The sequence below is a fragment of the Halomonas sp. JS92-SW72 genome (assembly GCF_003547075.1).
GTDB classification, from domain to species: Bacteria; Pseudomonadota; Gammaproteobacteria; order Pseudomonadales; family Halomonadaceae; genus Halomonas; species Halomonas alkalicola.
Genome location: NZ_CP032147.1, coordinates 706,567 through 731,375, shown reverse-complemented (window position 1 = coordinate 731,375; position 24,809 = coordinate 706,567). Strand labels below are relative to the sequence as shown.

Below are 24,809 nucleotides of genomic sequence, written 5' to 3'. Positions count from 1 at the left end.
GGCCTATCTCCTCCAGGTGGGCGAGGCGTCATGCTCGAAGGGGGTATGGGCGGCGGAAAGCGGGCGCTTGGGGCGGTGCACCTCGCCCTCCACGCTGTCGCGCTCGTCCTCGGGCAGCATTCCCTGGCGCACCACTCGGGTGAGGTAGTAGACCCCGGCCCAGAACACCACTGCGTAGACCGCCACGTAGCCCACCAGGGTGAAGAGCGCCATGCCGCCGGTGAGCGACGGCGTGAGCCCCTCGGCATGGCTCAGCATGCCGTAGACCAGCCAGGGGGCGCGGCCCACCTCGGTGACGATCCAGCCCGCCAGCACCGCGATGAAGGGGGTCACGCTCATCAGCCGCAGCGTCTGCAGGAAGCCGCGGTGTTCGTAGAGCCGCCCGCCGCGGCGCAGCCAGAGCCCGGCGAGAGCGACGCCGATCATCACAAAGCCCAGGCCCACCATGACACGGAACGCCCAGAAGACGATCCACACCGGCGGCTGCTCCTCCGGGGGTACCTCGCTGATGCCGGGCACCACGCCGGCCGGGTCATGCTTGAGGATCACGCTGGCCAGGCTCGGGATGCCGATCTCGAAGCGGTTGGTCTGGGCCTCCTGGTCGGGAATCGCGAAAAGCAGCAGCGGGACATTGCCGCGGGTCTCCCAGTTGCCCTCCATGGCCGCCACCTTGGTGGGCTGGTGCTCCAGGGTATTGAGGCCGTGGAAGTCGCCGACCACCGCCTGAGTGGGGGTCAGCACCAGCAGCAGCCACAGACACATGGAGAGGGCCCGGCGGTTGGCCTCCACGTCACGCCGGATCAGCAGGTACCAGGCGCTGACCCCGGCCACCACGAAGGCACCGGTCAGGAAGGAGGCCATCACCATATGGGCGAAGCGCCAGCCGAAAGAGGGGTTGAAGATCGCCTCGCTCCAGGAGAGCACCCGGAAGCTGCCGTCGATGAGCTCTACCCCCGCGGGGGTCTGCATCCAGCTGTTGGCCGAGAGGATCCAGAACGATGAGATGAAGGTACCGAAGGCGACCATGCAGGCCGCGAAGAGATGCACCCCCTGGGGCACCTTGCCGCGGCCAAAGAGCAGCACGCCGAGGAAGGCCGCCTCCAGGAAGAAGGCCGTGACCACCTCATAGCTGAGCATGGGCCCGAGGAAGTTGGCCGAGGCGTAGGAGAAGTTGCTCCAGTTGGTGCCGAACTGGAAGGACATCACGATGCCCGACACCACCCCCATGCCGAAGACCACGGCGAAGACCTTGGTCCAGAAGAGGGCCAGACGATCCCAGACGGGGTTCTCGGTCCGATAGAAGAGCCCGTGCAGCAGGGCGATATAGGACGCCAGCCCGATGGTGAAGACCGGGAAGATGGCGTGAAAGGAGACCACGAAGGCGAATTGCAATCGTGACAACAGCAGGGGATCCAGTTCCATGTCGCAATCCTCATGACGGCGATGGACTCGGGTACGTCGCAAGGGATGCGGATGCACGCTCCGTGCTTGTTGTGCCTTCGACAGGCTCCTCAGAGGCCCGCCGTGACGCATTCCACCTGGACACCAGTGACGGCTTCAGCCTAGCAGCAGGGGTATCGCACGACCTCCGGTGGGAGGGCATTCGATAACCAGGAGGTCTAAGCTTATTCCGTCATTGTGATTATCCTACTATTAAGGACCCGCCACCGGGAGGAAAGTTGACGTCAGTCAGTGTGTCTTCTTGTCGCAGCCGCCCCGCTCAGCCCCCACCGCCGCCCAGTACCAGACGCACCAGCCAGGCCGTATAGGTGAGGTACATGGCCAGCAGCACCCCGCCTTCCAGGCGGTTGATGCGCCCCGCCCGGCCGCGCCAGCCAAGGGCGAAGACCGCCATCAGCACGGTCATGGCCGCCATCAGGCTCCAGTCGCGCAGCAGCACCTCGGCACCGACCTGGATGGGGTGGATCACCGCGGCGAGCCCCACCACTCCCAGGGTATTGAACAGGTTCGAGCCCACCACGTTGCCGAGCACCAGGTCGTGCTCGCGACGCCGCAGGGCGCTGATGGAAGAGGCGAGCTCGGGCAGTGAGGTGCCCACCGCCACCACGGTCAGGCCGATGATCAGGTCGCTGACGCCGAGGCCCTGAGCGATGGCCACCGCCCCCCACACCAGAATGCGCGAGCTGACCACCAGCAGCACCAGGCCGATGCCGGTCCAGGCCAGGGCGGCGCCCAGCGACATCGGGTGCTCCGCCAGGCTCTCCTCGGTATCGGCGCCCAGGGCGTCGGCGCCTTCGCGGCGGGCACGGAAGATGCTCACGCCGATGAAGAGCGCCAGCAGCGCCAGCAGCAGCGCCCCCTCCAGCCGCCCCACCACGCCGCCCCACATCAGCAGCGCCGAGAGCAGGGTCGCCGCCCCCAGGATGGGCATCTCGCGGCGCACCACCCTGGAGTGCACCGCCAGGGGCGAGATCAGCGCCACCAGGCCGAGGATCAGGCCGATGTTGGCGATGTTGGAACCGTAGGCGTTGCCCAGCGCCAGGCCGGGATTGCCCTGCCCCGCCGCCAGCGCCGAGACCACGAGCTCCGGCGCCGAGGTGCCGAAGCCGATCACCAGCATGCCGATCAGCAGCGGCGAGACACCGAAACGGGCGGAGGATGCCGCCGCTCCGTCGACGAAGCGCTCGGCGCTCCACACCAGCAGGACCAGGCCTGCCACCACCGCTACTGCAGGAAGGATCATCGTGTTGCCTCAGCCACATTCAGGAGTGCATGTTTCTCTATGGTACGCATTGCGTCAACGTGTCACACTTTTGTCCGAGACCCATCGCCCAGGGCCGAGAGTGTAGGCCCCCTACCGCCCCGGGTGAAGCCCGGCACCGTGCCGTCAGCAGGAGTGACCACGCCCTTGGCCCAGCGCCCCCTTCGCCTTCTGGATCGCATGCCCTCGTTGCCCACCGAGGCCCCGAGGGTCGATCGCACGCCGCCCGAATCCCGGGCGCGGCGACGCCTGCGCGCCTGCCAGGAGTGCGACTGGGTGGTCGCCCTCCCCCCGCTGCGCGGCGGCGAACAGGCCGACTGCCCGCGCTGCGGGCACACGCTGGTCAAGCGCCACCTGCGGCCAGCCCAGCGCAGCATGGCGCTGGCGCTATCGGCCCTGCTGGCGCTGGCCATGGCGCTCTCCTTTCCCTTCATCAGCTTCAGCGTGGGCGGCGTGGGCAACCGCATCGAGCTCTCCCAGACCGCCACCACCCTGATCGGCTTTCATCAACCGGTGGTGGCCGGCGCAGTGATCCTCACCATCATCGTGCTGCCGGCGGTCTACCTGCTGGGAGTGATCTGGCTGCAGCTCGGCCTGCTGCGCGATGACCCGCTGCCCGCCAGCCGCGCCATCGCCCGCTCCTTGGCCCAGCTCAACCCCTGGATGATGGCCGATGTCTTCATCATTGGCGCCCTGGTCAGCCTGATCAAGGTCGCCGGCATGGCCCAGATCGAGCTGGGGGTCTCCTTCTGGGCCTTCTGCGCCTTTGCCCTGCTGCTGCTCTTCACCACCCAGTCCATCGATGCCGACTGGATGTGGTTCTCCCTGGCCGGCGAGCCCCGGGCTCCGGAGGGCACCCGCACTGGCGAGACCGCCGCCCCCCAGGGACTGGCCGGCTGCGGCACCTGCGGCCTGATCGGTCGCCTGGATGAACGAGGGCGCGGGCGCTGCCGACGCTGCGGCGACCGTCTGCGCGCCCGACTGCCCCACAGCCTGCAGCGCACCTGGGCCCTGCTCGCCGCCGCCACGGTGATGTACATTCCCGCCAACGTCTACCCGATCATGACCACCACCAGCCTCGGCCACACGAGCCCCTCGACCATCATCGGCGGCGTGGTGGAGCTGGTCCAGTTAGGCTCCTGGCCGGTGGCCGCGGTGATCTTCATCGCCAGCGTCATCGTGCCGGTGGGCAAGCTGGTGGCGCTGGCCTGGCTCTGCCTGGTGGTGAGCCGCAGCAGCGAGCTCAATGCCGCCGTGCGTACCCGGCTCTACCGGCTCACCGAATTCATCGGCCGCTGGTCGATGATCGACATCTTCGTGGTGGCGATCCTGGTGGCGCTGATCCGTGCCGGCTCGCTGATGTCGATCACCCCTGGGCCCGCCGCCCTGGCCTTCGGCGCCGTGGTGGTGATCACCATGCTGGCGGCCATGACCTTCGACCCGCGGCTGCTCTGGGATGCCCCGCTGCCCCGCGATGACCGCCGACGAACCCCAGAGGGCACGCACCCGGCGCCCCACGTCACCCGCCAGGATTCACAAGGAAATACCGGATGAGCGATACCCCCCGCGGCGAGGCCGCGCCCGACCAGGACCTGCACCGGGCCAAGCCCTCTCCCCAGGCCCGCTTCTCGCCGATCTGGATCGTGCCCATCGTGGCCATCCTGATCGGCCTGTGGCTGGTCTATGACAACTACCGCAGCCGCGGCCCCCAGGTGACCCTGGTGATGGCCAACGCCGAGGGGATCGAGGCCGGCAGCACCCTCATCAAGACCCGCAACGTCCAGGTGGGCCGCGTGGAGCGGGTGCAGCTCTCCGAGGACCTGTCGACGGCGGTGATCACCGCCCGCATGAGCCCCGACACCGACGCCATGCTGGTCGAGGACAGCCGCTTCTGGGTGGTCAAGCCCCGCGTGGGCCGCGAGGGGATCAGCGGCCTGGGCACGGTGCTCTCCGGCGCCTTCATCCAGCTCGAGCCGGGCAGCAGCGAGACCGCCTCCCGGGAGTTCCAGGTCAGCGACCAGCCGCCGGTGGCCCCGGCCGGGGCGGCTGGCCTGCGCATCAACCTGGTCAGCCAGCTCGGCAACTCGCTTCGGGTCGGTGACCCGGTCACCTATCAGGGCTATACCGTGGGCCGCGTCGAGGACGCCCTCTTCGATGCCCAGACCCGGCGCATGCAGCACCGCATCTTCATCGAGGCGCCCTACGACACCCTGGTCACCGACAGCACCCGCTTCTGGTCGGCCAGCGGCATCGACCTGCGCCTCGACTCCGAGGGCTTTCGGGTCAACGTGGAGTCCTTCGAGGCGCTGCTGGGGGGCGGCGTCACCTTCGGGGTGCCGGAGGACCTGCCGCTGGGCGGCCCGGTGGAGCCCGACGTCACCTTCAACCTCTATCCCGACGAGGACAGCGCCCGCCAGGGCACCTTCAACCGCTACCTGGAGTACGTGCTGCTGGTGGACGACTCGGTGCGCGGCCTCTCCCGAGGCGCGCCGGTGGAGTTCCGCGGCGTGCGCATCGGCACCGTGGCGGCGGTCCCCTGGAACTTCAACGCCCCCCAGCCCGAGGGCCGCACCGGCTTCTCGATCCCGGTGCTGATCCGCATCGAGCCGCAGCGACTGGGCATCGAGAACCAGGACGTCGTGCTCTCCGAATGGCGCGAGCGCTTCGACCGCCTGTTCGGCGTGGGCCTGCGCGCCAGCCTGAAGAGCGGCAACCTGCTCACCGGGGCGCTGTTCGTCGACCTCAACTTCAACAGCGACCTGGCCGGCCAGCACGTGGCCGAGACCTTCGCCGACAAGACGGTCTTCCCCACGGTCGCCGGCGGCTTTGCGCTGATCGAGGCGCAGGTGACCGAGCTGCTGGCCAAGCTCAATGACCTGGAGGTGGAGCCGCTGCTGGCCGGCCTCGATCGCAACCTGGCCGCCTCCGAGGCGATGCTGGGTGAGGTGCGCGAGCTCTCCGCCTCGCTCAACGCCCTGCTGGCGGACCCGGGCACCCGGGAGGTGCCGGCCAACCTCAACGCCACCCTGGTGGAGCTGCGCGAGACCCTGCAGGGGGTGTCGCCCGGCTCCAGCGCCTACCAGGAGCTGACCGGCGCCGTGGAGCGCCTTGAGCGTCTGATGCGGGACCTCCAGCCGGTGGCACGCACCCTCTCCGACAACCCCCGCGCCCTGCTCTTCGACAGCCTGGAGACCGAGGACCCCATGCCCCGGGCCCCGCGGTGAGTACGATGGCGACTGACGGCGACTGTCGGCACAAGACGGCCCTCGACAAGGAGACGAGATGATGACGAGGCGATGGATGCTGGCCGCCCTGGCGGCCCTCACGGTGACGGCGGGGCTCGCCGGCTGCGCCAGCTCGAGCCCCCAGCCTGCGCGCTATACCCTGCCCGAGGCGGCAGGCTCGGCGGCCGGCGCCGAGGCGACTCACCTGCTGCTGCTGCGCCCGCCGCGTCTGGCCCACTACCTGGACGTGGACGGCCTGGTGATGCAGGTGGATGACATTACCCTGGTGGAGGCCCGCGGCCATCAGTGGGCCGAGGCCTTGGGCCGCCAGCTCGAGCGCGGCCTGCGCCTGCGCCTGGCCGCCCGGCTGCCCGATACCCGGGTGATGCTGGACGAGGCCGGCGTGCGCGAACCCGGCGCCCTCAGCCTGCGCCTGGAGCTCGACCGCTTCCAGGGCCGTCACGACGGCCTGGCGGTGATCGGCGGCCAGTGGCAGCTGCGCGACGCCGAGGGGCGCCTGCTTGCCATGGCGCCCCTGCAGGTGGAGACCGAGCTCGACGACGACGGCTACCCGGCACTGGTGCGCGCCCTGGGCCGCGGCTGGGACAGCGCGGCCGACCAGCTCGCCGAGGCGGTGCGCCGCGCGCGCTGAGCGCCGCAGGCAGAGCGCCCGGCGCTGGGCTATGGTCATCTGAGGCCCCCAGGGACATCTTTTCACCGACAGGGATGACACCATGCACGACGACCTGACCCGGGAGCTCGCCGAACGCGAGTTCCGCCATGCCATCGCCCTCGAGCTGCGCGAGATGGCCCGGCGCGCCCGCCGCGCCCTGCTGATCGCCCTGGCCAGCGACACCCACGGCCAGGAGGCCCTGGCGGAGCTCGGGGTCGCCGACCGGGCGCTGGCCGAGCTCGACGCCCTGGCCGCACAGCATGACTTCGTGGCGCTGCCGATGCTTGCCGACGTGCGGCGCGGGGTCGACCGCCTGGCGTGTCAGCTCTACCAGGATGGCGCCTGCGACGGCCTCGACGAGGACGCCCACGAGGCCTTCCTCAACCGCCATGCCCGCGGGCTGACCGCCCTGGACGGCATCGGCCCGGTCACGGCCCGGCGCCTGTTCGCCCACGGCATCAGCGACCTCGACCAGCTGCGCGAGCTCGGCGCCGAGGGCCTCGACGAGATCACCGGCCTCAACGCCGCCACCCTGGCCCGCATCCGCACAAGCCTCGCAGCGGACGCGGACGGGAAGTAGCTGCGCCGGCCGCTTCGATCTGGCATAATGCGGCCACGCGGCAACCATCGAGTCCCTCCTGCCGCGCCTACCCGAATTTCTCACGCCCCGGCCCGGGACTGGCCACGCGACGTTGCGTGGCGCGGCCGAGGCGTTTCTGCGGAGACCGCATGACCTTTTCCGACCTCGGCCTGCGTGCCGAACTGCTGCGTGCCGTAGAGGCACAGGGCTACACCGTTCCGACCCCGATCCAGCGCCAGGCGATTCCTGCCGTGCTCGAGGGCGGCGACCTGCTGGCCAGCGCCCAGACCGGTACTGGCAAGACCGCCGGCTTCACCCTGCCGATGCTCCAGCGCCTGGCCGATGGCCCGCGCCCCGGCCGCCGCGAGGTGCGCGCCCTGGTGCTCACCCCGACCCGCGAGCTGGCCGCCCAGGTGGGCGAGAGCGTGGCCGACTACGGCCGCCACCTGACCCTCAAGAGCCACGTGATCTTCGGTGGCGTGGGCCAGCAGCCCCAGGTGGATGCCATCCGCCCCGGGCTCGATGTCCTCGTCGCCACCCCGGGTCGCCTGCTCGACCTCCAGCAGCAGAAGCACGTGGACCTCACCAAGGTGGAGATCCTGGTGCTCGATGAAGCCGACCGCATGCTCGACATGGGCTTCATCCACGACATCAAGAAGATCCTGAAAGTGCTGCCCCCGAAGCGCCAGAACCTGCTCTTCTCGGCCACCTTCTCCGACGAGATCCAGGCGCTCGCCAACAAGCTGCTGGACCGCCCGGCGATGATCGAGGTGGCGCGTCGCAACACCACCGCCGAGACCGTCGATCAGGCGATCTACCGCGTGGACCGAGAGAAGAAGCGCGAGCTGCTGGCCCACCTGATCAGCCAGCACAACTGGCACCAGGTACTGGTCTTCACCCGCACCAAGCACGGCGCCAACCGCCTGGCCGAGCAGCTCTCCAAGCAGGAGATCCCGGCCATGGCGATCCATGGCAACAAGAGCCAGTCGGCGCGCACCAAGGCGCTCTCCGCCTTCAAGAGCGGCGACCTGCAGGTGCTGGTGGCCACCGATATCGCCGCCCGCGGCCTCGACATCAGCGAGCTGCCCCACGTGGTCAACTTCGAGCTGCCCAACGTGGCCGAGGACTATGTGCACCGCATCGGCCGCACCGGGCGCGCCGGCAGCGAGGGCCAGGCGGTTTCGCTGGTCTGCGTCGACGAGCACGGCCTGCTCAAGGGCATCGAGCGCCTGATCAAGCGCGATCTCGAGAAGCGCATCGAGCCCGGCTTCGAGCCCGACCCCAACGCCAAGCCCGAGCCGATCGAGAACGGTCGCAATCGTGGCGGCGGCGGTCGCGGCCAGGGCCGCGGTAACGGTCAGGGGCGTGGCAACGGGCAGGGCCAGCGCGGCCGCGACGAGCAGTCCCAGGCGCCGCGCCGGCGTCGCGGTGGCGGCGGCGGTGGCGGCGGTCGCCGGCAGGCCTGAGAGGGCTTGTCGGGGCTGCTGGAATAGTCGATTTGAATATGCGAATGTAGCCACCCTGTCGATCCCTGAAACCTGACGACCATGCTGAAGCGACTGCTGGGCAAGACGACCATCGAGGTCTGGGTGATCAAGCAGGTCGACGCCGACCTGCTCCACCTGTGTGGCCGCGCCACCCTGGAGGCCAAGCCCAGCCGCAAGGCGGTGCTGGCGACCCTCGAGGAGGGCCACTACGCCGGCGCCGTGAAGATGGCGACCGGCGGCATGGTACTCAACGCCAGGCTCTTCCAGGCACTGGTGCCCGTGGAGCAGCTCGAGCTGCTCCCGGACAGCCAGGCCCGCTGGCAGGGGCGAGACTGGGGACTGGCCCAGGTGCCCCAGCGCTGCTGGACCTACCAGGGCCCTCTCGTCGCCCAACCGGACCCCACCGGCGCCCTGATCAGCGCCGAGGACGTCTCCGGTATTCGCCAGCGGGTCGCCCAGGGGACGCACCAGCCGCCGGGCCAGGTGGTGTTCCGGCCCGAGAATGCCAACGAGGATCACCCCCTGTTGGCAGGGCGGGAGCACGACCGCAAGGATGGCATGCGCCCGAAGGCCGGGCGCGAATGGCGCCGCGACCGCGACTGAACCCTGCCCGCCCCGGTACCCCGAACGCCCGACTCACGACACGGCCGCCGCAAGGCGGTCGTGTCGTTTCCGGCTTCTGCGAAGGCCCCGCCCACGAGCCTCTTTGCCGACGCCCTAGCGGCGCTGGGAGACGCCCACGCCGAGCAGGATCATCCCCAGCGCCAGCAGGTGGTTCCACTCGGGGCGCTCCCCCAGGAAGAGCAGGCCGATGGCCACCGCCCAGAGCGGGATGAGGTAGTTGATCAGCGAGAGGAAGGTAGGCCCCGCGGCCGCCACCAGGGTGAAGTAGACCACGCTGCCCAGCGCCGTGCAGAGCACGCCCAGCACCACCACGGCCCACAGCGCGCCGCTGGAGAGCCCCATGGGCCAAGCGGACTCTGCGGGCAAGAGGGCCAGCGGCAGGGTGAGCAGGCAGGCCATCCCCAGCACCAGTGCCGAGGTCGACCAGGCGTCGCTGGCCGGCTTGTGGCGAGCGATGATGGTGTTGATCGCGTAGCAGCAGGCGGCCAGCAGCACCGCCAGCTGCGCCAGCAGGGTCTCGCCCTGTCCGCCCAGTTCACGCAGCGCGGCGGGCCCCACCAGCGCCAGGATGCCGGCGAAGCCGATCACGAACCCCGTGAGCCGGGCAGAGGTCATGCGCTCCCCCGCCACCAGGAAGTGCGCCAGCACCAGGGTCATGAGCGGCATGATCGCCATCAGGATGCCGGCCAGCCCGCTGTCGATACGCTGCTGACCCCAGCTGATCAGCAGGAAGGGGGTCATGTTGCCCACCACGGCGATGGCCAGCATGAAGCCCCACAGCCGCCCGCCGCGGGGCCAGGCGCGCCCCAGCAGCAGCACCAGCCCGAGCAGTGCCAGGCTTGCCAGCAGGTTGCGCCCCACCACCAGCATGGCCGGGTCCAGCTCGGCCACCGCGATCCGGGTCAGGGCAAAGGAGCTGCCCCACAGCAGGGAGAGGGTGACCAGCAGTAGCCAGTGGCTCAGGGGGCGCGTCATGGCAGGGTTCCGTGTGACAGTCCGTACGAGGTCAGGGTGGCCGGGAGGGGGTGCCGAGGGGGGCAGCCGACCGACGTGGGGCCATGGAGCTTAACATGCTAATCTATTTGCCCCCTTCACCCGACGAGTCAACGCCGATGTCCGCGATGCCGGAGACCACGGACCCCCGCTCCCCCCAACCGAACCGCCGCCTGCTGCTGGTCTTCATCGGCCTGATGGTGCTGGTGGGACTCAACCTGCGCCCCGCCCTCTCAAGCCTCGCTCCGGTGCTCACTCGCATCCAGCAGGATACCGGCCTCTCGCCGCTCGCCATCGGCGCGCTCACCACCCTGCCGGTGCTCTGCCTGGGGCTCTTCGCACCCCTGGCCCCCTTGCTGGCCAAGCGGCTGGGCCCGGAGCGGGCCCTGGCCGCCGGCCTCGCATTGCTGGCCGGCGGGCTCGCGCTGCGCGGCATTCCCCTGATCGCGACCCTCTTCCTCGGCACCCTGATGGTGGGCGCCGCCATCGGCGTGGCCGGCACCCTACTGCCCGCCCTGGTCAAGCGCGAGCTGCCCGCCGGCGCCGACCTGATGACCGGCGTCTACACCATGGCGTTGTGCCTGGGCGGCGCCCTGGGGGCTGGGCTCGCCATTCCGCTGACCGAGTGGCTGGGCGGCTGGCATCTGGGCCTGGCCAGCTGGGCGGCGCTTGCCGTTCTGGCCCTGGCGGCCTGGTTGCTGATGGCGCCACGCCGGGACGAGGCCACGCTGCCCAGCGCCGGCGGCTCCATGCGCGCCGTGCTCGGCCAGCCGCTGGCCTGGCAGGTCATGCTGCTGATGGGGCTCCAGTCGTCGCTGGCCTATATCGTCTTCGGCTGGCTGCCGACCCTGCTGGTGGCCCGGGGTTACGGCGAGGGCGAGGCCGGCTGGGTCATGGGCGCCTCGGTCATGATCCAGGTGGTCTCGGCGCTCTCGGCGCCATGGCTGGCCCGCCTGGGCCGTGACCAGCGCCCGGCCCTGTGCCTGTCGCTGGGCATCACCGCGGCCGGCCTCTGGCTGCTGCTGCAAGGACCGGACGCGCTGCGCTGGCCGGGCGCCATGCTGCTGGGGCTCGGCCAGGGGGCCAACTTCAGCCTGGCGCTGACGCTGATCGTGCTGCGCACCGGCAACTCACGCCTGGCCGGCAAGCTCTCCGGCCTGGCCCAGGGCGGCGGCTACACCCTGGCCGCCCTGGGGCCGCTGGGCGTAGGGGTCATGCTGCAGCTCGATCTGGGCCTGGCCGCCATCACCGGCCTGCTGATGGCGATCTGCGCGCTGGCCGCCACCTTCGCCCTGTTCGCTGGGCGCAACCGCCGCCTGGAGATCGATGCCGAGGGGCGCCTGGTCACCCGCTGACAACGCGAACCGCCAGCTTGTCCGTGATCAATGGCGGCCCTCCACGGCCGCGGTTAGACTCATGGCAAACCCTTCCGGCAGCGGTGGCGCATGGGCGATGACAAGGCGGTGGCCCTCGAGGCCCTCGGGCTGACGCGCAGCTACCCGATGGGCGAGGTGACCATTCAGGCCCTGCGTGGCGTGGACCTGGCCCTCTACCGCGGCGAGCTGCTGGTGATGCTGGGCGCCTCGGGCTCCGGCAAGTCCACCCTGCTCAATATCCTCGGCGGCCTCGACAGCGCCAGCGGCGGCGAGGTGCGCTACGTCGACCATCGCGGCCAGAGCCGCGACCTGACCCGCGCCAGCCAGCGTGAACTCACCCGCTTTCGCCGCCACCACGTCGGCTTCGTCTTCCAGTTCTACAACCTGATCGCCAGCCTCACCGCCCGGGAGAACGTGGCCATCGTCACCGAGATCGCGCGCCGCCCCATGTCACCGGAGTCGGCGCTGGCCATGGTCGGCCTCGGCGAGCGCCTCGACCACTTTCCCTCCCAGCTCTCCGGCGGCGAGCAGCAGCGAGTGGCCATCGCCCGGGCGGTGGCCAAGCAACCCGACCTGCTGCTCTGCGACGAACCCACCGGTGCCCTGGACTTCCGCACCGGCATCCGCGTCCTCGAGGTGCTCGAAACCGTCAACCGCGAGACCGCCACCACGGTGGCGATCATCACCCACAACGAGGTGATCGGCGAGATGGCCGACCGGGTGATCCGCCTGCGCGACGGCCGGGTCGACGAGATCCACGTCAACGCCACCCGGCGCCCCGCCCGCGAGCTGCGCTGGTGAGGCCGCCATGAGGACCCTCGACCGCAAGCTGCTCCGCGATTTCTGGCGCCTCAAGGGCCAGGCCCTGGCCATCGCCGTGGTGATCGCCGGCGGGGTGATGACCCTGATCCTCTCGGTGACCACCCTGGAGGCGCTCTCCGGGGCCAGAGAGCGCTTCTACGCCAGCCACCACTTCGCCGAGGTGTTCGCCGACGTCAAGCGCGCGCCGCTGGGCGTGGTGAGCCGCCTGCAGGAGATCGAGGGGGTCAACCTGATCGAACCCCGGGTGCAGGCCGCCATGCGCCTCTCGGTGGCGGGCTTCGACGACCCCATCCGCGGGCTGGCCCAGTCGATCCCCGATGGGCGCCAGCCGATGCTCAACCGCCTGCACCTGGTGGCCGGCGGGCTGCCCGAGGCGGGCCGCGACGACCAGGCGGTGGTCTCCGATGCCTTCGCCGAGGCCCATGGGCTCACCCCGGGCGACAGCCTGGAGGCGATCATCGACGGCCGCCGGGTGCGCCTGCAACTCGCGGGCATCGCCCTGAGCCCGGAGTTCCTCTATCAGGTCGCCCCCACCGACCTGATGCCCGACTACCGCCGCTACGCCGTGCTGTGGATGAACCAGCGCACCCTGGCCAATGCCTACGGCATGGAGGGCGCCTTCAACCAGCTGACCCTGACCCTGCAGGCCGGAGCCCGGCGCGAGGCGGTGATCGACGCCCTCGACCTGGCGCTGGCTCGCTACGGCGGCACCGGCGCCTGGACCCGCGACGACCAGCCCTCCCACCGCTTCCTCGACGAGGAGCTCAACCAGCAGCGCATCCAGGCCACGGTGCTGCCGGCGATCTTTCTCTCGGTCTCCGCCTTCCTGCTCCACGTGGTGATGGGCCGCCTGATCCAGACCCAGCGCGAGCAGGTCGCCGTGCTCAAGGCCTTCGGCTACCGCGATGGGGAGCTGGCTCGCCATTTCGGCCTGCTGGCCGGGATGATCGTGCTGCTCGGCTGGGCGCTGGGCGTGGCGCTGGGCGCCTGGGCGGCCAGCGGCATGGCCAGCCTCTACCGGGAGTACTTCCGCTTCCCCGAGATGCCCTTCAGGGTCCCGCTCTGGGCGCTGGCGCTGTCGCTTTCGGTGGTGGCCCTGGCAACCCTGCTCGGCACCTGGCGAGCGGTATGGCAGGCGGTCAGCCGACCGCCTGCCGAGGCGATGCGCCCGCCGGCCCCGCTGCGCTTCCGACGCAGCTGGCTGGAGCGGGTGCTGCCCGGCGCCTTGCTGGGGCAGGAGGGGCGCATGATCCTGCGCCACCTCGCCCGACACCCCGCCAAGGCCGGCCTCTCGGTAGCCGGCATCGCCCTCTCTGCGGGTCTGCTGATGATGGGCGCCTACCAGCTCGACGCCGTGGAGGCGATGATCGACCAGCAGTATCGCCAGGTACTGCGCATGGACATGGAGCTCACCTTCGCCGAGGCGACCCCGGCCCGGGCCGCCGGCGAACTGCGCCACCTGCCTGGTGTGCTCGCCGTGGAGACCTGGCGCCGGGTGCCGGTCACCCTGATTCACGGCCACCGCGAGGAGCGCACCAGCCTGCTGGGCATGGAACCCGAGCCGCAGCTGCGCCAGGTGCTGGATGGCCAGGGCCGCCCCCAGCGCCTGCCCGAGGCGGGCCTGATGCTGACCCGCCACCTGGCCGACTCCCTCGATGCCCGGGTGGGGGATGAGCTGGAGGTGGCGATCATGGAGGGGCGGCGACGCCAGGTGATGCTGCCGCTGGCCGCCCTGGTGGACGAACCCCTCGGCGTGGGCGCCTATCTCACCCGCCCCCGGCTCAATGCGCTGATGGGCGAGGGGCCGGCGATCAGCGGTGCCTGGCTGCTGGTGGATGACGACCACCGCGAAGCGCTCAACGCCGCCCTCTGGGAGATGCCCGGGGTGGCCGCCATCGGGCGGCTCGACCAGGCCGAGCGGGGCATCCGCGACTACCTCGACGAGACGATCCTGCTGTTCGCGGTGATCTTCGTGGCCATCGCCACCTCGATCAGCTTCGGCGTGGTCTACAACAACGCTCGCGTCACCTTCGCCGAGCGCGCCCGGGAGCTCGCCACCCTGCAGGTGCTGGGCTACAGCCGTGCCGAGGTGTCGCGCATCCTGCTCGGCGAGATCGCCCTGCTGACGCTCGCCGCGCTGCCGCCGGGCTGGGCCATCGGCATCGTCTTCAGCCGCCTGCTCAACCAGGCCTTCAGCAGCGACCTGTTCCGCATTCCGCTGGTGCTCACTCCCCAGGCCTTCGGCATCGCCGCCAGCGGCGTGCTGGCCGCCTCGCTGGTGGTCGCGCTACTGGTGGTGCGACGCCTGGGCCGCCTGGACAAGCTGCGCGTCCTCAAGGCCGTGGAATAGTACAAGGAGACCCACCGTGACACTTCGCCCCTGGCAGAGACGCCTCTTCTGGAGCCTGGCCGCCCTGGCCCTACTGGCCCTGCTGGCCTGGGCGCTGCGCCCGGCGCCGGTGCCGGTCAGCGTGGCCCGGGTCACGGCAGCCCCCTTCGTCGACTCGGTGATCGAGGAGGGACGCACGCGGCTGCGCGACACCTGGAATGTCTCGGTCCCCATCGCCGGCTACCTGCAGCGGGTGATGCTGGAAGTCGGTGATGAGGTAGAGCAGGGCCAGCCGCTGTTCCTGCTCGAACCCAGCCCCGCGCCGGCGCTGGATCCCCGCTCCCGTCAGCAGGCCGAGGACGCGCTGCAGGCGGCCGAGGCGCGCCTCGCGGCCGCCCGGGCCAATCTGGAGACCACCCGCGCCGAGCGGCGCTTCGCCGAGGCCGAGTTCGAGCGCTACCGCACCCTCCACCAGCGCAACCTGGTCTCCACCGCCGACCTCGACCAGCGCCGCAGCCAGCGCGACCGCCAGCGCGCCATCGAGAGCGCGGCGGCCGCAAGCGTCGAGGCGGCCCGCTTCGAGGTGGAGAGCGCCCGGGCCGTGCTGGCGGTCGCCAGCGGCCAGCGTGACGATGCCGAGCACCCCGCCCTGGTGGTTCGCGCCCCCATCAGCGGCACGGTGCTGACCCGCTACCGCTGCTGCGAGGGCAGCGTGGCCGCCGGCGAGCGGATCCTCGAGCTCGGCAGCCTCGCGGACCTGGAGATCCAGGTGGACCTGCTCTCCATGGATGCCGTGCGGGTCCGCTCCGGCATGGCGGTTCGCCTGACCGGCTGGGGCGGCGAGGAGGCGCTCGCGGGCGTGGTGCGGCGCATCGAGCCCGCCGGCTTCACCCGGGTCTCGGCGCTGGGCGTCGACGAGCAGCGGGTGCCGGTGATCGTCGACTTCGCCGAGGAGGTCGACCCCGCCGCCCTGGGTCTGGGCAGCGGTTTCCGGGTCGACGCCGAGTTCCTGGTCTGGGAGGCCGACGAGGTGCTGCAGCTGCCCACCAGCGCCCTGTTCCGCGCCGACGGCGAGTGGGCGGTGTTCCGCGTGGAGGAGGCGCGCGCGCGCCGGGTGGCGGTCACCCCGGGACGGCGCAGCGGCCTCGTTACCCAGGTGCTCGAGGGAGTGGAGGCCGGCGACCTGATCATCACCCACCCGGGCGAGCGGGTCACCGAGGGCGTGCGGGTGCGCGTGGACGAGTGAGCCTGGCGGCTGGTCCCGCCCCTTCGTATCATGGTTGGCCCAAGCCTGCCCCGGAGCCCCCATGCCCATCGACGCCACCTCCTCGTCCCTGCGCCCCCCGCTGGTCATCTACACCGGGGGAACCCTGGGCATGGTGGCAGGCGAGCACGGCCTCGCCCCCGGCGGCGACATCGAGGCGCGCCTGGCTAGCGCCCTGGCCGCCCTGCCCGCCCAGCGCCGAGCGGCACTGCCGGACCATGAGGTGCTGGCCTTCCCCGCCCCCATCGACTCCAGCGCCGCCACCCCGCGGGAGTGGCAGCGACTGGCCGACGAGATCGCCACGCGCTTCCGGGACCACGCCGGCATCGTGGTGCTGCACGGCACCGATACCCTGGCCTGGACGGCCTCGAGCCTCGCCTATCAGCTTCAGGGCCTGGACCGCCCGGTGGTGGTGACCGGCGCCATGCAACCGCTGGAAGCCGAGAACAGCGACGCGGCCGACAACGTCGAGCTGGCGCTGCGTTTTGCGATCAACCCAGCGCTTCAGGAGGTGGCCATCGCCTTCGGCGGCAGGCTGCTGCGTGGCGTGCGGGCGCGCAAGTGGCAGACGCGGGACGCCGACGCCTTCGTCAGTCCCAACTATCCGCTGCTCGGCGAGCGGGTCGGCGACGACGCCGTGCTCTATCCCGGACGAGGCCTGGCACAGCAGCAGCGTGGCGCCCCACGCTTCGAGCTACCCGACTATGGCCCCCTCGCGGAAGGTGGGGTGGCGCGCATCGTGCTGTGGCCGGGCATCACCGCCCGCCAGGTGGCGGCCTGGCTCGAGGAGCCGACGCTCAAGGGGGCCCTGCTGGAGGTGTGGGGAGGCGGCAACGTGCCGGAGGATCCCGAGCTGCTTGGCGTGCTCGCCGAGGCCAGCGGTCGGGGCAAGCTGCTGGCGGCGATCAGCCAGTGCCCCCATGGCGGCATCGACATCGGCCAGTACGCCGCGGGCCAGGGGCTTCAGGCGGCCGGGGTGCTGTCGGCCGATGCCATGACCCCGGAGGCGGCACTGACCAAGCTGGTCCACCTGCTGGCCCAGCCGCTGGCGGAAGACGAGCGACGGCGGCGCTTCCTCACTCCGCTGGTGGGAGAGCGGTGACGGCTCCCTGCACCAGCGTTGACGAGGGTCATGCAGCGCGCGGCGCAAGCCGCTATGGTGGGAGGTATTCCAACACCGCAAGGAGAGCCACCATGGAACACCCCGACCACCCCTTCACCGAACTCTTCGAGCAGCTGGGCCTCGCGTCGGACCCGGAGGCGATCAAGCGCTTCATCGAGCGCAACGGTCCCATTCCCGAGGAGATCCCCCTGCCGGACGCCCCCTGCTGGAACGAGGGCCAGGCCGAGTTCCTGCGCGAGGCCATCGAGGCGGACGCCGACTGGGCCGAGGTGGTCGACCACCTGAACGCCTCGCTACGCAAGCCCTGATGGCCATCGGCCAGGCTAGCCGTTGGCGGCCTGGCCGTTGGCCTCCACCCGCCGCCTGACCCAGGCACCCACCAGCAGCAGTACCGTGAGCGCCAGCAGCGGCAGCACCACGCCGATGCCCAGCGCCTCGTCGCTGTCCACCGCCTCCAGCGCCCCATAGATGGCGCTGGCATAGACCGCCCACTTCACGCCGAGACCGATGGTCGCCGCCAGCAGGAAGGTGCCAAGCGGCAGGCGCAGCAGGCCGGCGGCATAGTTGACGACCGAGTGGGGGAAGCCCGGGAGCACGCGCAGGGCGCACTGGGTCAGGAAATCGCTGCGCTGTTCCAGGCGACGCATGATCTTGCGGGTGAGCCCCTTCGGCGTCCAGCGATCGCCGACGCGGGCGGAGAGCCAGTAGGCGCCCAGGGCCCCCAGCACGCTGCCCACGATCAGCATGGGGGTGGCCGCCAGCGGCGTATAGAAGGGGGCGATCAGCCACAATCCGATGCTGCCGGGCAGGCCTAGGGCCAGGGTCACCGCCATCACCAGGATCACGCTGATGATCACGGCGGGGTGATGGGAGGCCTCGTCCGCCCAGCGTTGCAGGTCCGCCAGGTCGGGGGAGTGCCAGATCCAAAGGTAGAGCGCCATCAGCACGACGCCCCCCACCGCCGCTACCCGCCAAGGCCAGCGCAGTGAACTATCGTTGAACATCGATCATCTTCCAGTGCGCAAAGGCGCCCATGGTGCCATGCGGACGCCATCCTGCGCCAGCATGGCAACCGCCGCGGCCGGCCGCTGGAGGACCGGCCGCGGCGGCGTGGTCGAGCCCGCGGGATCAGTAAAGAACGTCGCGGATCACCTGATAGATGATCTCGTTGGCAGCGTCGACCAAGATCGCATCGGGCCCCACGCGGCGCCACTCGTAGCCGTCATAGCGGGGCAGGTAGCGCAGCGAGCGCTCGTCGAAGCGCTTGGCGATGCCCGGAGGCAGTGGCTTGCCGCGCTCGAGGTTCATGCGAATGCCCGGCGGCAGGGCGGCGCGATCATCCTCGCGAACCCAGTCGCGGCGCTCGCCGAAGAGCCGACGCAGCTCCCGCTCGTCGATGCTGGGACCGCTGCGGTAGCGTTCGTCGCGACGCTCACGGTCGCGGTAGCTCTCTCTGTCCCGGTAGCTCTCCCGATCCCGGTAGCTCTCCCGATCCCGATAGCTCTCCCGATCCCGGTAGCCTTCCCGGTCACGCTCGCGGTCGCGCCAGTCGCCCTCCCGGCGCTCACCGTCGCGGTAGCGCTCACGATCGCGCTCCGTTTCGCCAAGCTCCTGCTGGCCGCGGTCCCCACCCCGGCCCTGGGGACCCTGCTCACGCCGCTCCTGGCTCTGTCCTTGTCCTTGACCCTGGGAGGCCCCCTGGCCTCGGCCGGGGTGGTCGGCGGGCTGTGCCAGGGCGGGGCCTGCCGCCATCAGCAGCACCAAGCTGGAGGCCGCCAGGGCCAGGCGCAGATCGATTCGCTTGCTCATGTGAACCTCCGGTTCCAGGGGGGATGCCTATCAGACTAGTCGCCAAAGATGCAGCCGGCGTGGAACTGCTGTCGGCCAGCGGCGACACCCTGAGCGCAAAGAGGCCCGGCATGCGGCATGCCGGGCCTCCGCGGGACGAGCCGGGCTTACCCCTTGAGGTCGCGCATCAGCAGCGCGAACTCGATGCGCTCAGGTGCGATCGCCTCGCCCGGCACCGGGATGCGCACCACGTGGCCGGAGCCCGGCGCTACCCCCACGGACTCGCCGCGCTTGTTCTCGATCTGCTCGAGCACGAAGCGGCGGTTGCCGCCGGGCAGCATCAGCTCCATGCCGTCCCCCACCTCGAAGCGGTTCTTGACGTCCACCTCCAGCACGCCGCGGTCGGGGTCATAGCCGATCACCTCGCCGACGAACTGCTGGTGCACCCCCACCGAGTTGCCCTGCTCGTAGTTCTGGTACTCGTCGTGCACGTGGCGGCGATAGAAGCCTTCCGTGTAGCCACGGTTGGCGAGGTTGTCGAGCTCGTCCATCAGGCGCATGTCGAAGGGCCTGCCGGCCACGGCATCATCGATGGCGCGACGGTAGACCTGGGCGGTGCGCGCCACGTAGTAGTGGGACTTGGTGCGTCCCTCGATCTTCAGCGAGGTGACGCCCATCTGGGTCAGACGCGGCACGTGCTGGACGGCGCGCAGGTCCTTGGAGTTCATGATGTAGGTGCCGTGCTCGTCCTCGAACACCGGCATCAGCTCGCCCGGGCGGGTGCGGTCCTCGATCAGCGCCGAGAGCTCGTCTTGGCCCTCCACGCCGCCGGCGGTGGCGGTGGTCTCGGACAGGCCGGCGAAGGAGGTGCTGCCGCCGCCGGAGGCGATCAGCCCGCCCTGCGCCCCGCCCTGCTCGGGGGTCCAGACGCCGCTGGCCGCATGGGCGGCCGCCGAGTTGGCCGGCACCAGGTCGCCGGTCTCGTCCTGGGCGGCGGCCACGGTGTTGTACTTCCAGCGGCAGGCGTTGGTGCAGGTGCCCTGGTTGGGGTCGCGGTGGTTGAAGTAGCCGGAGAGCAGGCAGCGCCCGGAGTAGGCGATGCACAGCGCGCCGTGAACGAAGGTCTCGATCTCGAGGTCGGGGCACTCGGCGCGGATCTCGCCGATCTCCTCGAGGGACAGCTCGCGCGACAGGATGATGCGGCTGATGCCCTGGCGCTGCCAGAACCTTGCCGCCGCCCAGTTGACCACGTTGGACTGCACCGAGAGGTGGATCACCTGGTCGGGCCAGCGCTCGCGCACCATCATGATCAGCCCCGGGTCGGACATGATCAGCGCATCGGGGCCGGCCTCGATCACCGGCTCCATGTCGCGCAGGTAGGTCTTCAGCTTGCTGTTGTGGGGCGCGATGTTGGAGGCCACGTAGAACTGCTTGCCCCGCTCATGGGCGTAGGCGATGCCCTTGTGCAGGTTGTCGATCTTGAAGTCGTTGTTGCGCACGCGCAGCGAGTAGCGTGGCTGGCCGGCATAGACGGCATCGGCGCCATACGCGAAGGCGTAGCGCATGTTCTTGAACGTTCCCGCGGGGGAGAGCAGTTCGGGGGCTTGCATGTGAGGTCACCGTTGTCAGGACGATGGCAGCCGGGGCAGAGGCGCTCCGGCGTGCAGGGGGATGGGAAGGCGCGAAAGTCTAGCAATTGCCGCGGAATCTGGCCAGAAAGTGACGATTTGCGTACACTGCGCGCCACCGGACCGGACCCCGGACTGCCGCACCCACGGCCCCACAAATTCTCCGACCAGAGCTGACCCATGACCCTTCCTGCTTCCCCCACGGCGGCCGACCGCACCACCGTGGTGATCTACTCCGGCGGCATGGACTCCTACACCGTGTTGCACCGCGCCCTGCGCGAGGGGCTCGACGTCCACGCCCTCTCCTTCGACTACGGCCAGCGCCATGCCCGAGAGCTCGAGGTAGCCGAACGCGTCTGCCGCGAGCTCGGCGTGCCTCACCAGGTGGTGGACATCCGCGCCATCCACGGCCTGATCGACGGCTCGGCGCTCACCGACGCCGGCCGCGAGCTGCCCGAGGGCGACTACGGCGAGGAGAACCTCACCGCCACGGTCGTGCCCAACCGCAACATGATCCTGCTGGCGCTGGCCATCGCCAAGGCGGTGAACATCGGCGCCGGCCGGGTCGACTACGGCGCCCACGGCGGGGATCACGTGCTCTACCCCGACTGCCGCCCCGAGTTCGTGGAGCGCATGAACGCCGTGGCCGGCATCGCCAACTTCGACCCCGTCGTGATCCACGCCCCCTACCTGCGCGCCAGCAAGGCCGAGATCCTCGCCGACGGCCTGGCCATGGGGCTCGACTACGGTCAGACCTGGACCTGCTACCGGGGCGGGCGGCTTGCCTGCGGGCGCTGCGGCAGCTGTCGCGAGCGCCTGGCGGCCTTTGCCGCCAACGGGGCGACCGACCCCCTGGGCTATTCGCAGCGGCCCGACACCGCCGCCGACGCCTCACAGAAGCCCGATCAGGAGGCCTGATGTACCACGTCAAGGAAGCCTTCTATACCCTGCAGGGCGAGGGCGGACAGGCCGGGCGCGCCAGCGTCTTCTGCCGCTTCTCCGGCTGCAACCTCTGGTCCGGTCGGGAGTCGGACCGGGCGAGTGCCGCCTGCACCTTCTGCGATACCGACTTCATCGGCACCGACGGCCAGAACGGCGGGCGCTTCGCGGATGCCGCGACGCTCGCCGCGCACCTGACGGCGCTCTGGCCAGCGCAGGACGGCCCGAGCATGAGCGGCGCCACGCCCTATGTGGTCTTCACCGGGGGCGAGCCGCTGCTGCAGCTCGATGAGGCGCTGATCCAGGCCATGCATGAGCAGGGCTTCGAGGTCGCCGTGGAGACCAACGGCACCCTGCCCGCCCCCGCCGGCATCGACTGGCTCTGCGTCAGCCCCAAGGGGGCGACGGAGCTCGCCATCACCGCGGGCAACGAGCTGAAGCTGGTCTACCCCCAGCCGGAGGCGCCCCCGGCGCGCTTCGCCCGGCTCGACTTCGACCACTTCTTCCTGCAGCCCATGGACACCGGGACCGGCGGGCGACCTGCCACCCCGGTGAACGACGCCATCGCCGTCGCGACGACCGACACCATGGCCGCCAGCGTCGCCTACTGTCTCGCCCACCCGCAGTGGCGCCTGTCGCTGCAAACCCACAAGATCACGGGGATCGGAGTTATTGTCAAATCCTGTGTACGGCAAGTCAGGCGGCAGTCCTGTCTGACTGATCGGTCAGTGGCCGGGGTGATCGGCTCGGCGGTGGCCGCGGGGGTGATGATCAAGTACCTGGGCTGAGGCAGGCACTTGTCATCCTTGTTGATCTGATACTCAGCCCAGAAGCACAACGGCGCCTGGCGCTCTATCACGGGATGGTCTCGCTGCCCGTCGATACCCGCCAGATGGCCCCACCGTGCTCAACGACCGTCCCCTTCAGCTGCTGGTGGAGAGGGGCGTGATGCTGATCGCCCACTGCAGAAAGAAGCAGGAGCAGCTGGGATGAGCCAGCGAGCTGGCAGAGCCTCCCGCGGTGATCTTGACAGGGCCGCTCACATACCATTTCACAGCATTTTTTGATAAGGACACGCTATGAGTACCCCGCTAATTGCCGGCAACTGGAAGATGAACGGCTCGGCCGACCTGGTCGAGACATTCGGTAGTGCCTTTGCCGAGGCGAAACTGCCGGAAGGGCTCGAGGTGGCGATCTTTCCCCCCTTCCCCTACCTGGAGTCGGCACGGCGGGCTTTTGACCGTACGCCGCTGCACCTGGGTGCCCAGACCCTGAACCCGCTCCACTCCGGTGCCCAGACCGGGGAAGTGAGCGGTCGCATGCTCTGCGAGTTCGGCGTGCGCTATGCCCTGGTGGGGCACTCCGAGCGCCGCCAGCTCTATCGCGAAAACGATGAGCAGGTCTTCGATCGCCTGCTGGCCGCGCTCAGCGTCGGCCTGACGCCGGTGCTCTGCGTGGGCGAGACCTTCGAAGAGCGCGACGCGGGCCGCACCATGGAGGTGGTGCTGCGCCAGGTGGGCTTCGCCATGTCCCGCCTGGAACCCGAGCAGCGGCAGCTCATCGTGATCGCATACGAGCCGGTGTGGGCCATCGGCACCGGACGCACCGCCACGCCGGAGCAGGCCCAGGAGGTGATGGCTGCCATCCGTGAGTACCAGGCGAAGTATGACCCGCAGCTGGCCGCCGAGCTGCGGCTGCTCTACGGGGGGAGCATGAATGCCGTTAACGCCGCCGAGCTGCTCGCCCAACCCGATATCGACGGTGGCCTGGTGGGCGGTGCCTCGCTCAAGGTCGACGATTTCCTGGCCATTTGCCAGTCGGCGGGTTGATGGACCATGCCACACTTGGTATCGGGACTTCATTTCCGACCTGGGGGCCGGAGGTGCGAATGGCCAGCGGGTAGCGTATCGACACTTCCTTGATCGCCGAAACCGACGGCAATCTGGTCACGGCGCCGGCCTGGCTGGCAGCCTTCCTGAAGATGCTGGGTACCCGCATCACTCTCTGAGCGCCTCCCGGGAGCGCCCTGACCTCCTCACCGCATGAGCGCCGCCGGTCGGCGCTCTTTTTCAATCCGGCCACCGAGCCAGATGCTGAGCCACCAGCCTTCATATCACGAGACCGAGAAGCCACAGGCGGCGCCCCGCCAGGTTCAATATCCAACATTAGCACTTGCATTTTGAGGTTATCCGCTCGTTTCGGACGCCACCAAGCCCGACCCCATACGAAAGTATAATTCAATAAAACCTTTATAAAACAAAAGGATAAAAAAAAATCCTGCGGGAGGGAAGGCCACGCATTGATATGTTCGCTATCTGACATTAGCGTGCGAGAACGAATCTGGAGAACTCCCTGCAACGACAAGCGAGAAGCCACACCATGACTCCTTTCCTGGGCGAGATCTTCGGCACGATGATCCTCATCATCTTCGGCGGCGGCGTGGTCGCCGGCGTCCTTCTGAAACATTCCAAGGCCGAGGCGAGTGGCTGGATCGTCATCACCTTCGGCTGGGGTCTCGGGGTAGCCGTTGCCATCTATGCGGTAGGGGGAATCAGCGAGGCCCATATCAATCCCGCCGTGACACTCGGCCTCGCCGTGATCGGCGAGTTCCCCTGGGCCAGGGTGCCGGTCTACGTCCTGGGTCAGCTGATCGGCGCCTTTACCGGCGCGGTGGTGGTCTGGCTACACTACTATCCCCACTGGGAGAAGACCGAGAGCCAGGGCGCCAAGCTGGCCGTCTTCTGCACCGAACCAGCCATCGACCACACTCCCTCCAACCTGATGAGCGAAGTCATCGGCACCTTCGTGCTGGTGCTGGGGGTACTCGCCATCGGGGCCAATGAGTTCACCGAGGGTCTCAACCCGCTGATCATTGGGCTGTTCATCCTCGCCATCGGGCTGTCGCTGGGGGGCACCACCGGCTACGCCATCAACCCGGCCCGCGACCTAGGGCCCCGCCTGGCACATTTCCTACTACCCATCGCCGGCAAGGGGGGGTCAAACTGGAAGTATGCCTGGATCCCCGTCGTCGGGCCGCTGGTCGGCGGGGTTGCCGGCGCCCTCTTCTACCGCCATGTGTTCATCAACGGCAGCACACCGGCCATGATGATCGCCCTGGCGGTGATCTTGGCATGCCTGTCCGTCGATTTAGTTGTCGAGAAACGCTGGTCCAGCCGGCAATCGGCGCCTGACCCCGAGCAATAGCGGAAGTATCGGCCCAACAATAAACCGCAACAA

Annotated in this window: 21 protein-coding genes and 1 pseudogene; 16 read left to right on the top strand and 6 right to left on the bottom strand. The window is 69.7% G+C overall.

Annotated features, from left to right (window positions below; all coding sequences use genetic code 11):
* Positions 1-3: 3 nt before the first annotated feature.
* Together D1793_RS03480 and D1793_RS03475 are read right to left on the bottom strand one after the other, a co-directional pair.
* Complete coding sequence (locus tag D1793_RS03480) at positions 4-1,422, bottom strand: cytochrome ubiquinol oxidase subunit I (protein WP_119020899.1); 1,419 nt, start codon at positions 1,420-1,422, stop codon at positions 4-6.
* Positions 1,423-1,720: 298 nt separating this feature from the next.
* On the bottom strand, positions 1,721-2,704 hold the full coding sequence (locus D1793_RS03475; protein WP_119020898.1) for a calcium/sodium antiporter: 984 nt from the start codon (positions 2,702-2,704) through the stop codon (positions 1,721-1,723).
* Between the two features lie 198 nt (positions 2,705-2,902).
* Between D1793_RS03475 and D1793_RS03470 the strand changes: the two genes are divergently transcribed.
* The 6 genes from D1793_RS03470 (at position 2,903) to D1793_RS03445 (ending at position 9,289) form a co-directional block, all read left to right on the top strand.
* A complete protein-coding gene (locus D1793_RS03470) occupies positions 2,903-4,276 on the top strand; it encodes a paraquat-inducible protein A (protein ID WP_119023558.1) in 1,374 nt (457 codons plus the stop codon).
* Positions 4,273-5,946: an intermembrane transport protein PqiB gene (gene pqiB, locus D1793_RS03465; RefSeq protein WP_119020897.1), complete on the top strand. Its 1,674-nt coding sequence runs from the start codon at positions 4,273-4,275 to the stop codon at positions 5,944-5,946. Before D1793_RS03470 ends, pqiB begins: the two co-directional genes overlap by 4 nt.
* Positions 5,947-6,004: 58 nt before the next feature.
* Positions 6,005-6,598, top strand: coding sequence for an ABC-type transport auxiliary lipoprotein family protein (locus D1793_RS03460; RefSeq protein WP_240407763.1), 594 nt, complete (start codon positions 6,005-6,007; stop codon positions 6,596-6,598).
* A gap of 82 nt (positions 6,599-6,680) precedes the next feature.
* On the top strand, positions 6,681-7,199 hold the full coding sequence (locus tag D1793_RS03455) for a helix-hairpin-helix domain-containing protein (protein WP_119020896.1): 519 nt from the start codon (positions 6,681-6,683) through the stop codon (positions 7,197-7,199).
* A gap of 149 nt (positions 7,200-7,348) precedes the next feature.
* Positions 7,349-8,665 carry a DEAD/DEAH box helicase gene (locus D1793_RS03450; RefSeq protein ID WP_119020895.1) on the top strand — a complete coding sequence of 439 codons (1,317 nt, stop codon included), beginning with the start codon at positions 7,349-7,351 and terminating at the stop codon, positions 8,663-8,665.
* Positions 8,666-8,746: 81 nt separating this feature from the next.
* The gene (locus tag D1793_RS03445) at positions 8,747-9,289 is read left to right on the top strand and encodes a hypothetical protein (RefSeq protein ID WP_119020894.1); all 543 of its coding nucleotides are present in this window, start codon (positions 8,747-8,749) and stop codon (positions 9,287-9,289) included.
* Between the two features lie 114 nt (positions 9,290-9,403).
* Here the strand turns inward: D1793_RS03445 and D1793_RS03440 are convergent, their stop codons facing one another.
* Entirely contained in the window at positions 9,404-10,285 is an 882-nt protein-coding gene (locus D1793_RS03440; RefSeq protein WP_119020893.1) for a DMT family transporter, read from the bottom strand.
* Positions 10,286-10,500: 215 nt separating this feature from the next.
* On the opposite strand from D1793_RS03440, the gene D1793_RS03435 reads away from it, so the two are divergent.
* From D1793_RS03435 to D1793_RS03410, 6 genes are all read left to right on the top strand, one after another.
* Positions 10,501-11,658, top strand: coding sequence for an MFS transporter (locus D1793_RS03435; protein WP_119023556.1), 1,158 nt, complete (start codon positions 10,501-10,503; stop codon positions 11,656-11,658).
* Between the two features lie 90 nt (positions 11,659-11,748).
* Positions 11,749-12,480, top strand: a complete 732-nt coding sequence (locus tag D1793_RS03430; protein WP_119020892.1) for an ABC transporter ATP-binding protein — start codon at positions 11,749-11,751, stop codon at positions 12,478-12,480.
* Positions 12,481-12,487: 7 nt separating this feature from the next.
* Entirely contained in the window at positions 12,488-14,851 is a 2,364-nt protein-coding gene (locus D1793_RS03425; RefSeq protein WP_119020891.1) for an ABC transporter permease, read from the top strand.
* A gap of 16 nt (positions 14,852-14,867) precedes the next feature.
* Positions 14,868-16,076: an HlyD family efflux transporter periplasmic adaptor subunit gene (locus D1793_RS03420; protein ID WP_205527621.1), complete on the top strand. Its 1,209-nt coding sequence runs from the start codon at positions 14,868-14,870 to the stop codon at positions 16,074-16,076.
* A 61-nt stretch (positions 16,077-16,137) separates the two neighbouring features.
* Positions 16,138-17,196, top strand: coding sequence for an asparaginase (locus tag D1793_RS03415; protein WP_119020890.1), 1,059 nt, complete (start codon positions 16,138-16,140; stop codon positions 17,194-17,196).
* Between the two features lie 92 nt (positions 17,197-17,288).
* On the top strand, positions 17,289-17,525 hold the full coding sequence (locus D1793_RS03410; protein ID WP_110070369.1) for a DUF2789 domain-containing protein: 237 nt from the start codon (positions 17,289-17,291) through the stop codon (positions 17,523-17,525).
* A gap of 15 nt (positions 17,526-17,540) precedes the next feature.
* On the opposite strand, the gene D1793_RS03405 is transcribed toward D1793_RS03410, so the two are convergent.
* The 3 genes from D1793_RS03405 to yegQ form a co-directional block, all read right to left on the bottom strand.
* A complete protein-coding gene (locus D1793_RS03405) occupies positions 17,541-18,221 on the bottom strand; it encodes a VTT domain-containing protein (protein WP_119020889.1) in 681 nt (226 codons plus the stop codon).
* A gap of 124 nt (positions 18,222-18,345) precedes the next feature.
* The gene (locus D1793_RS19645) at positions 18,346-19,026 is read right to left on the bottom strand and encodes an anti-virulence regulator CigR family protein (RefSeq protein WP_240407762.1); all 681 of its coding nucleotides are present in this window, start codon (positions 19,024-19,026) and stop codon (positions 18,346-18,348) included.
* A gap of 146 nt (positions 19,027-19,172) precedes the next feature.
* Complete coding sequence (yegQ, locus tag D1793_RS03395; protein ID WP_119020888.1) at positions 19,173-20,615, bottom strand: tRNA 5-hydroxyuridine modification protein YegQ; 1,443 nt, start codon at positions 20,613-20,615, stop codon at positions 19,173-19,175.
* 198 nt (positions 20,616-20,813) lie between these two features.
* Between yegQ and queC the strand changes: the two genes are divergently transcribed.
* The 4 genes and pseudogenes from queC (at position 20,814) to D1793_RS03370 (ending at position 24,776) form a co-directional block, all read left to right on the top strand.
* Positions 20,814-21,551 carry a 7-cyano-7-deazaguanine synthase QueC gene (gene queC, locus D1793_RS03390; RefSeq protein WP_119020887.1) on the top strand — a complete coding sequence of 246 codons (738 nt, stop codon included), beginning with the start codon at positions 20,814-20,816 and terminating at the stop codon, positions 21,549-21,551.
* Positions 21,551-22,237, top strand: a pseudogene (queE, locus tag D1793_RS03385) (7-carboxy-7-deazaguanine synthase); the annotation flags it as partial. The gene queC and the pseudogene queE, both read left to right, overlap by 1 nt.
* A 414-nt stretch (positions 22,238-22,651) precedes the next feature.
* Positions 22,652-23,401: a triose-phosphate isomerase gene (gene tpiA / locus D1793_RS03380; RefSeq protein ID WP_119020885.1), complete on the top strand. Its 750-nt coding sequence runs from the start codon at positions 22,652-22,654 to the stop codon at positions 23,399-23,401.
* Between the two features lie 550 nt (positions 23,402-23,951).
* Positions 23,952-24,776, top strand: coding sequence for an MIP/aquaporin family protein (locus D1793_RS03370; protein WP_119020884.1), 825 nt, complete (start codon positions 23,952-23,954; stop codon positions 24,774-24,776).
* Positions 24,777-24,809: the final 33 nt, after the last annotated feature.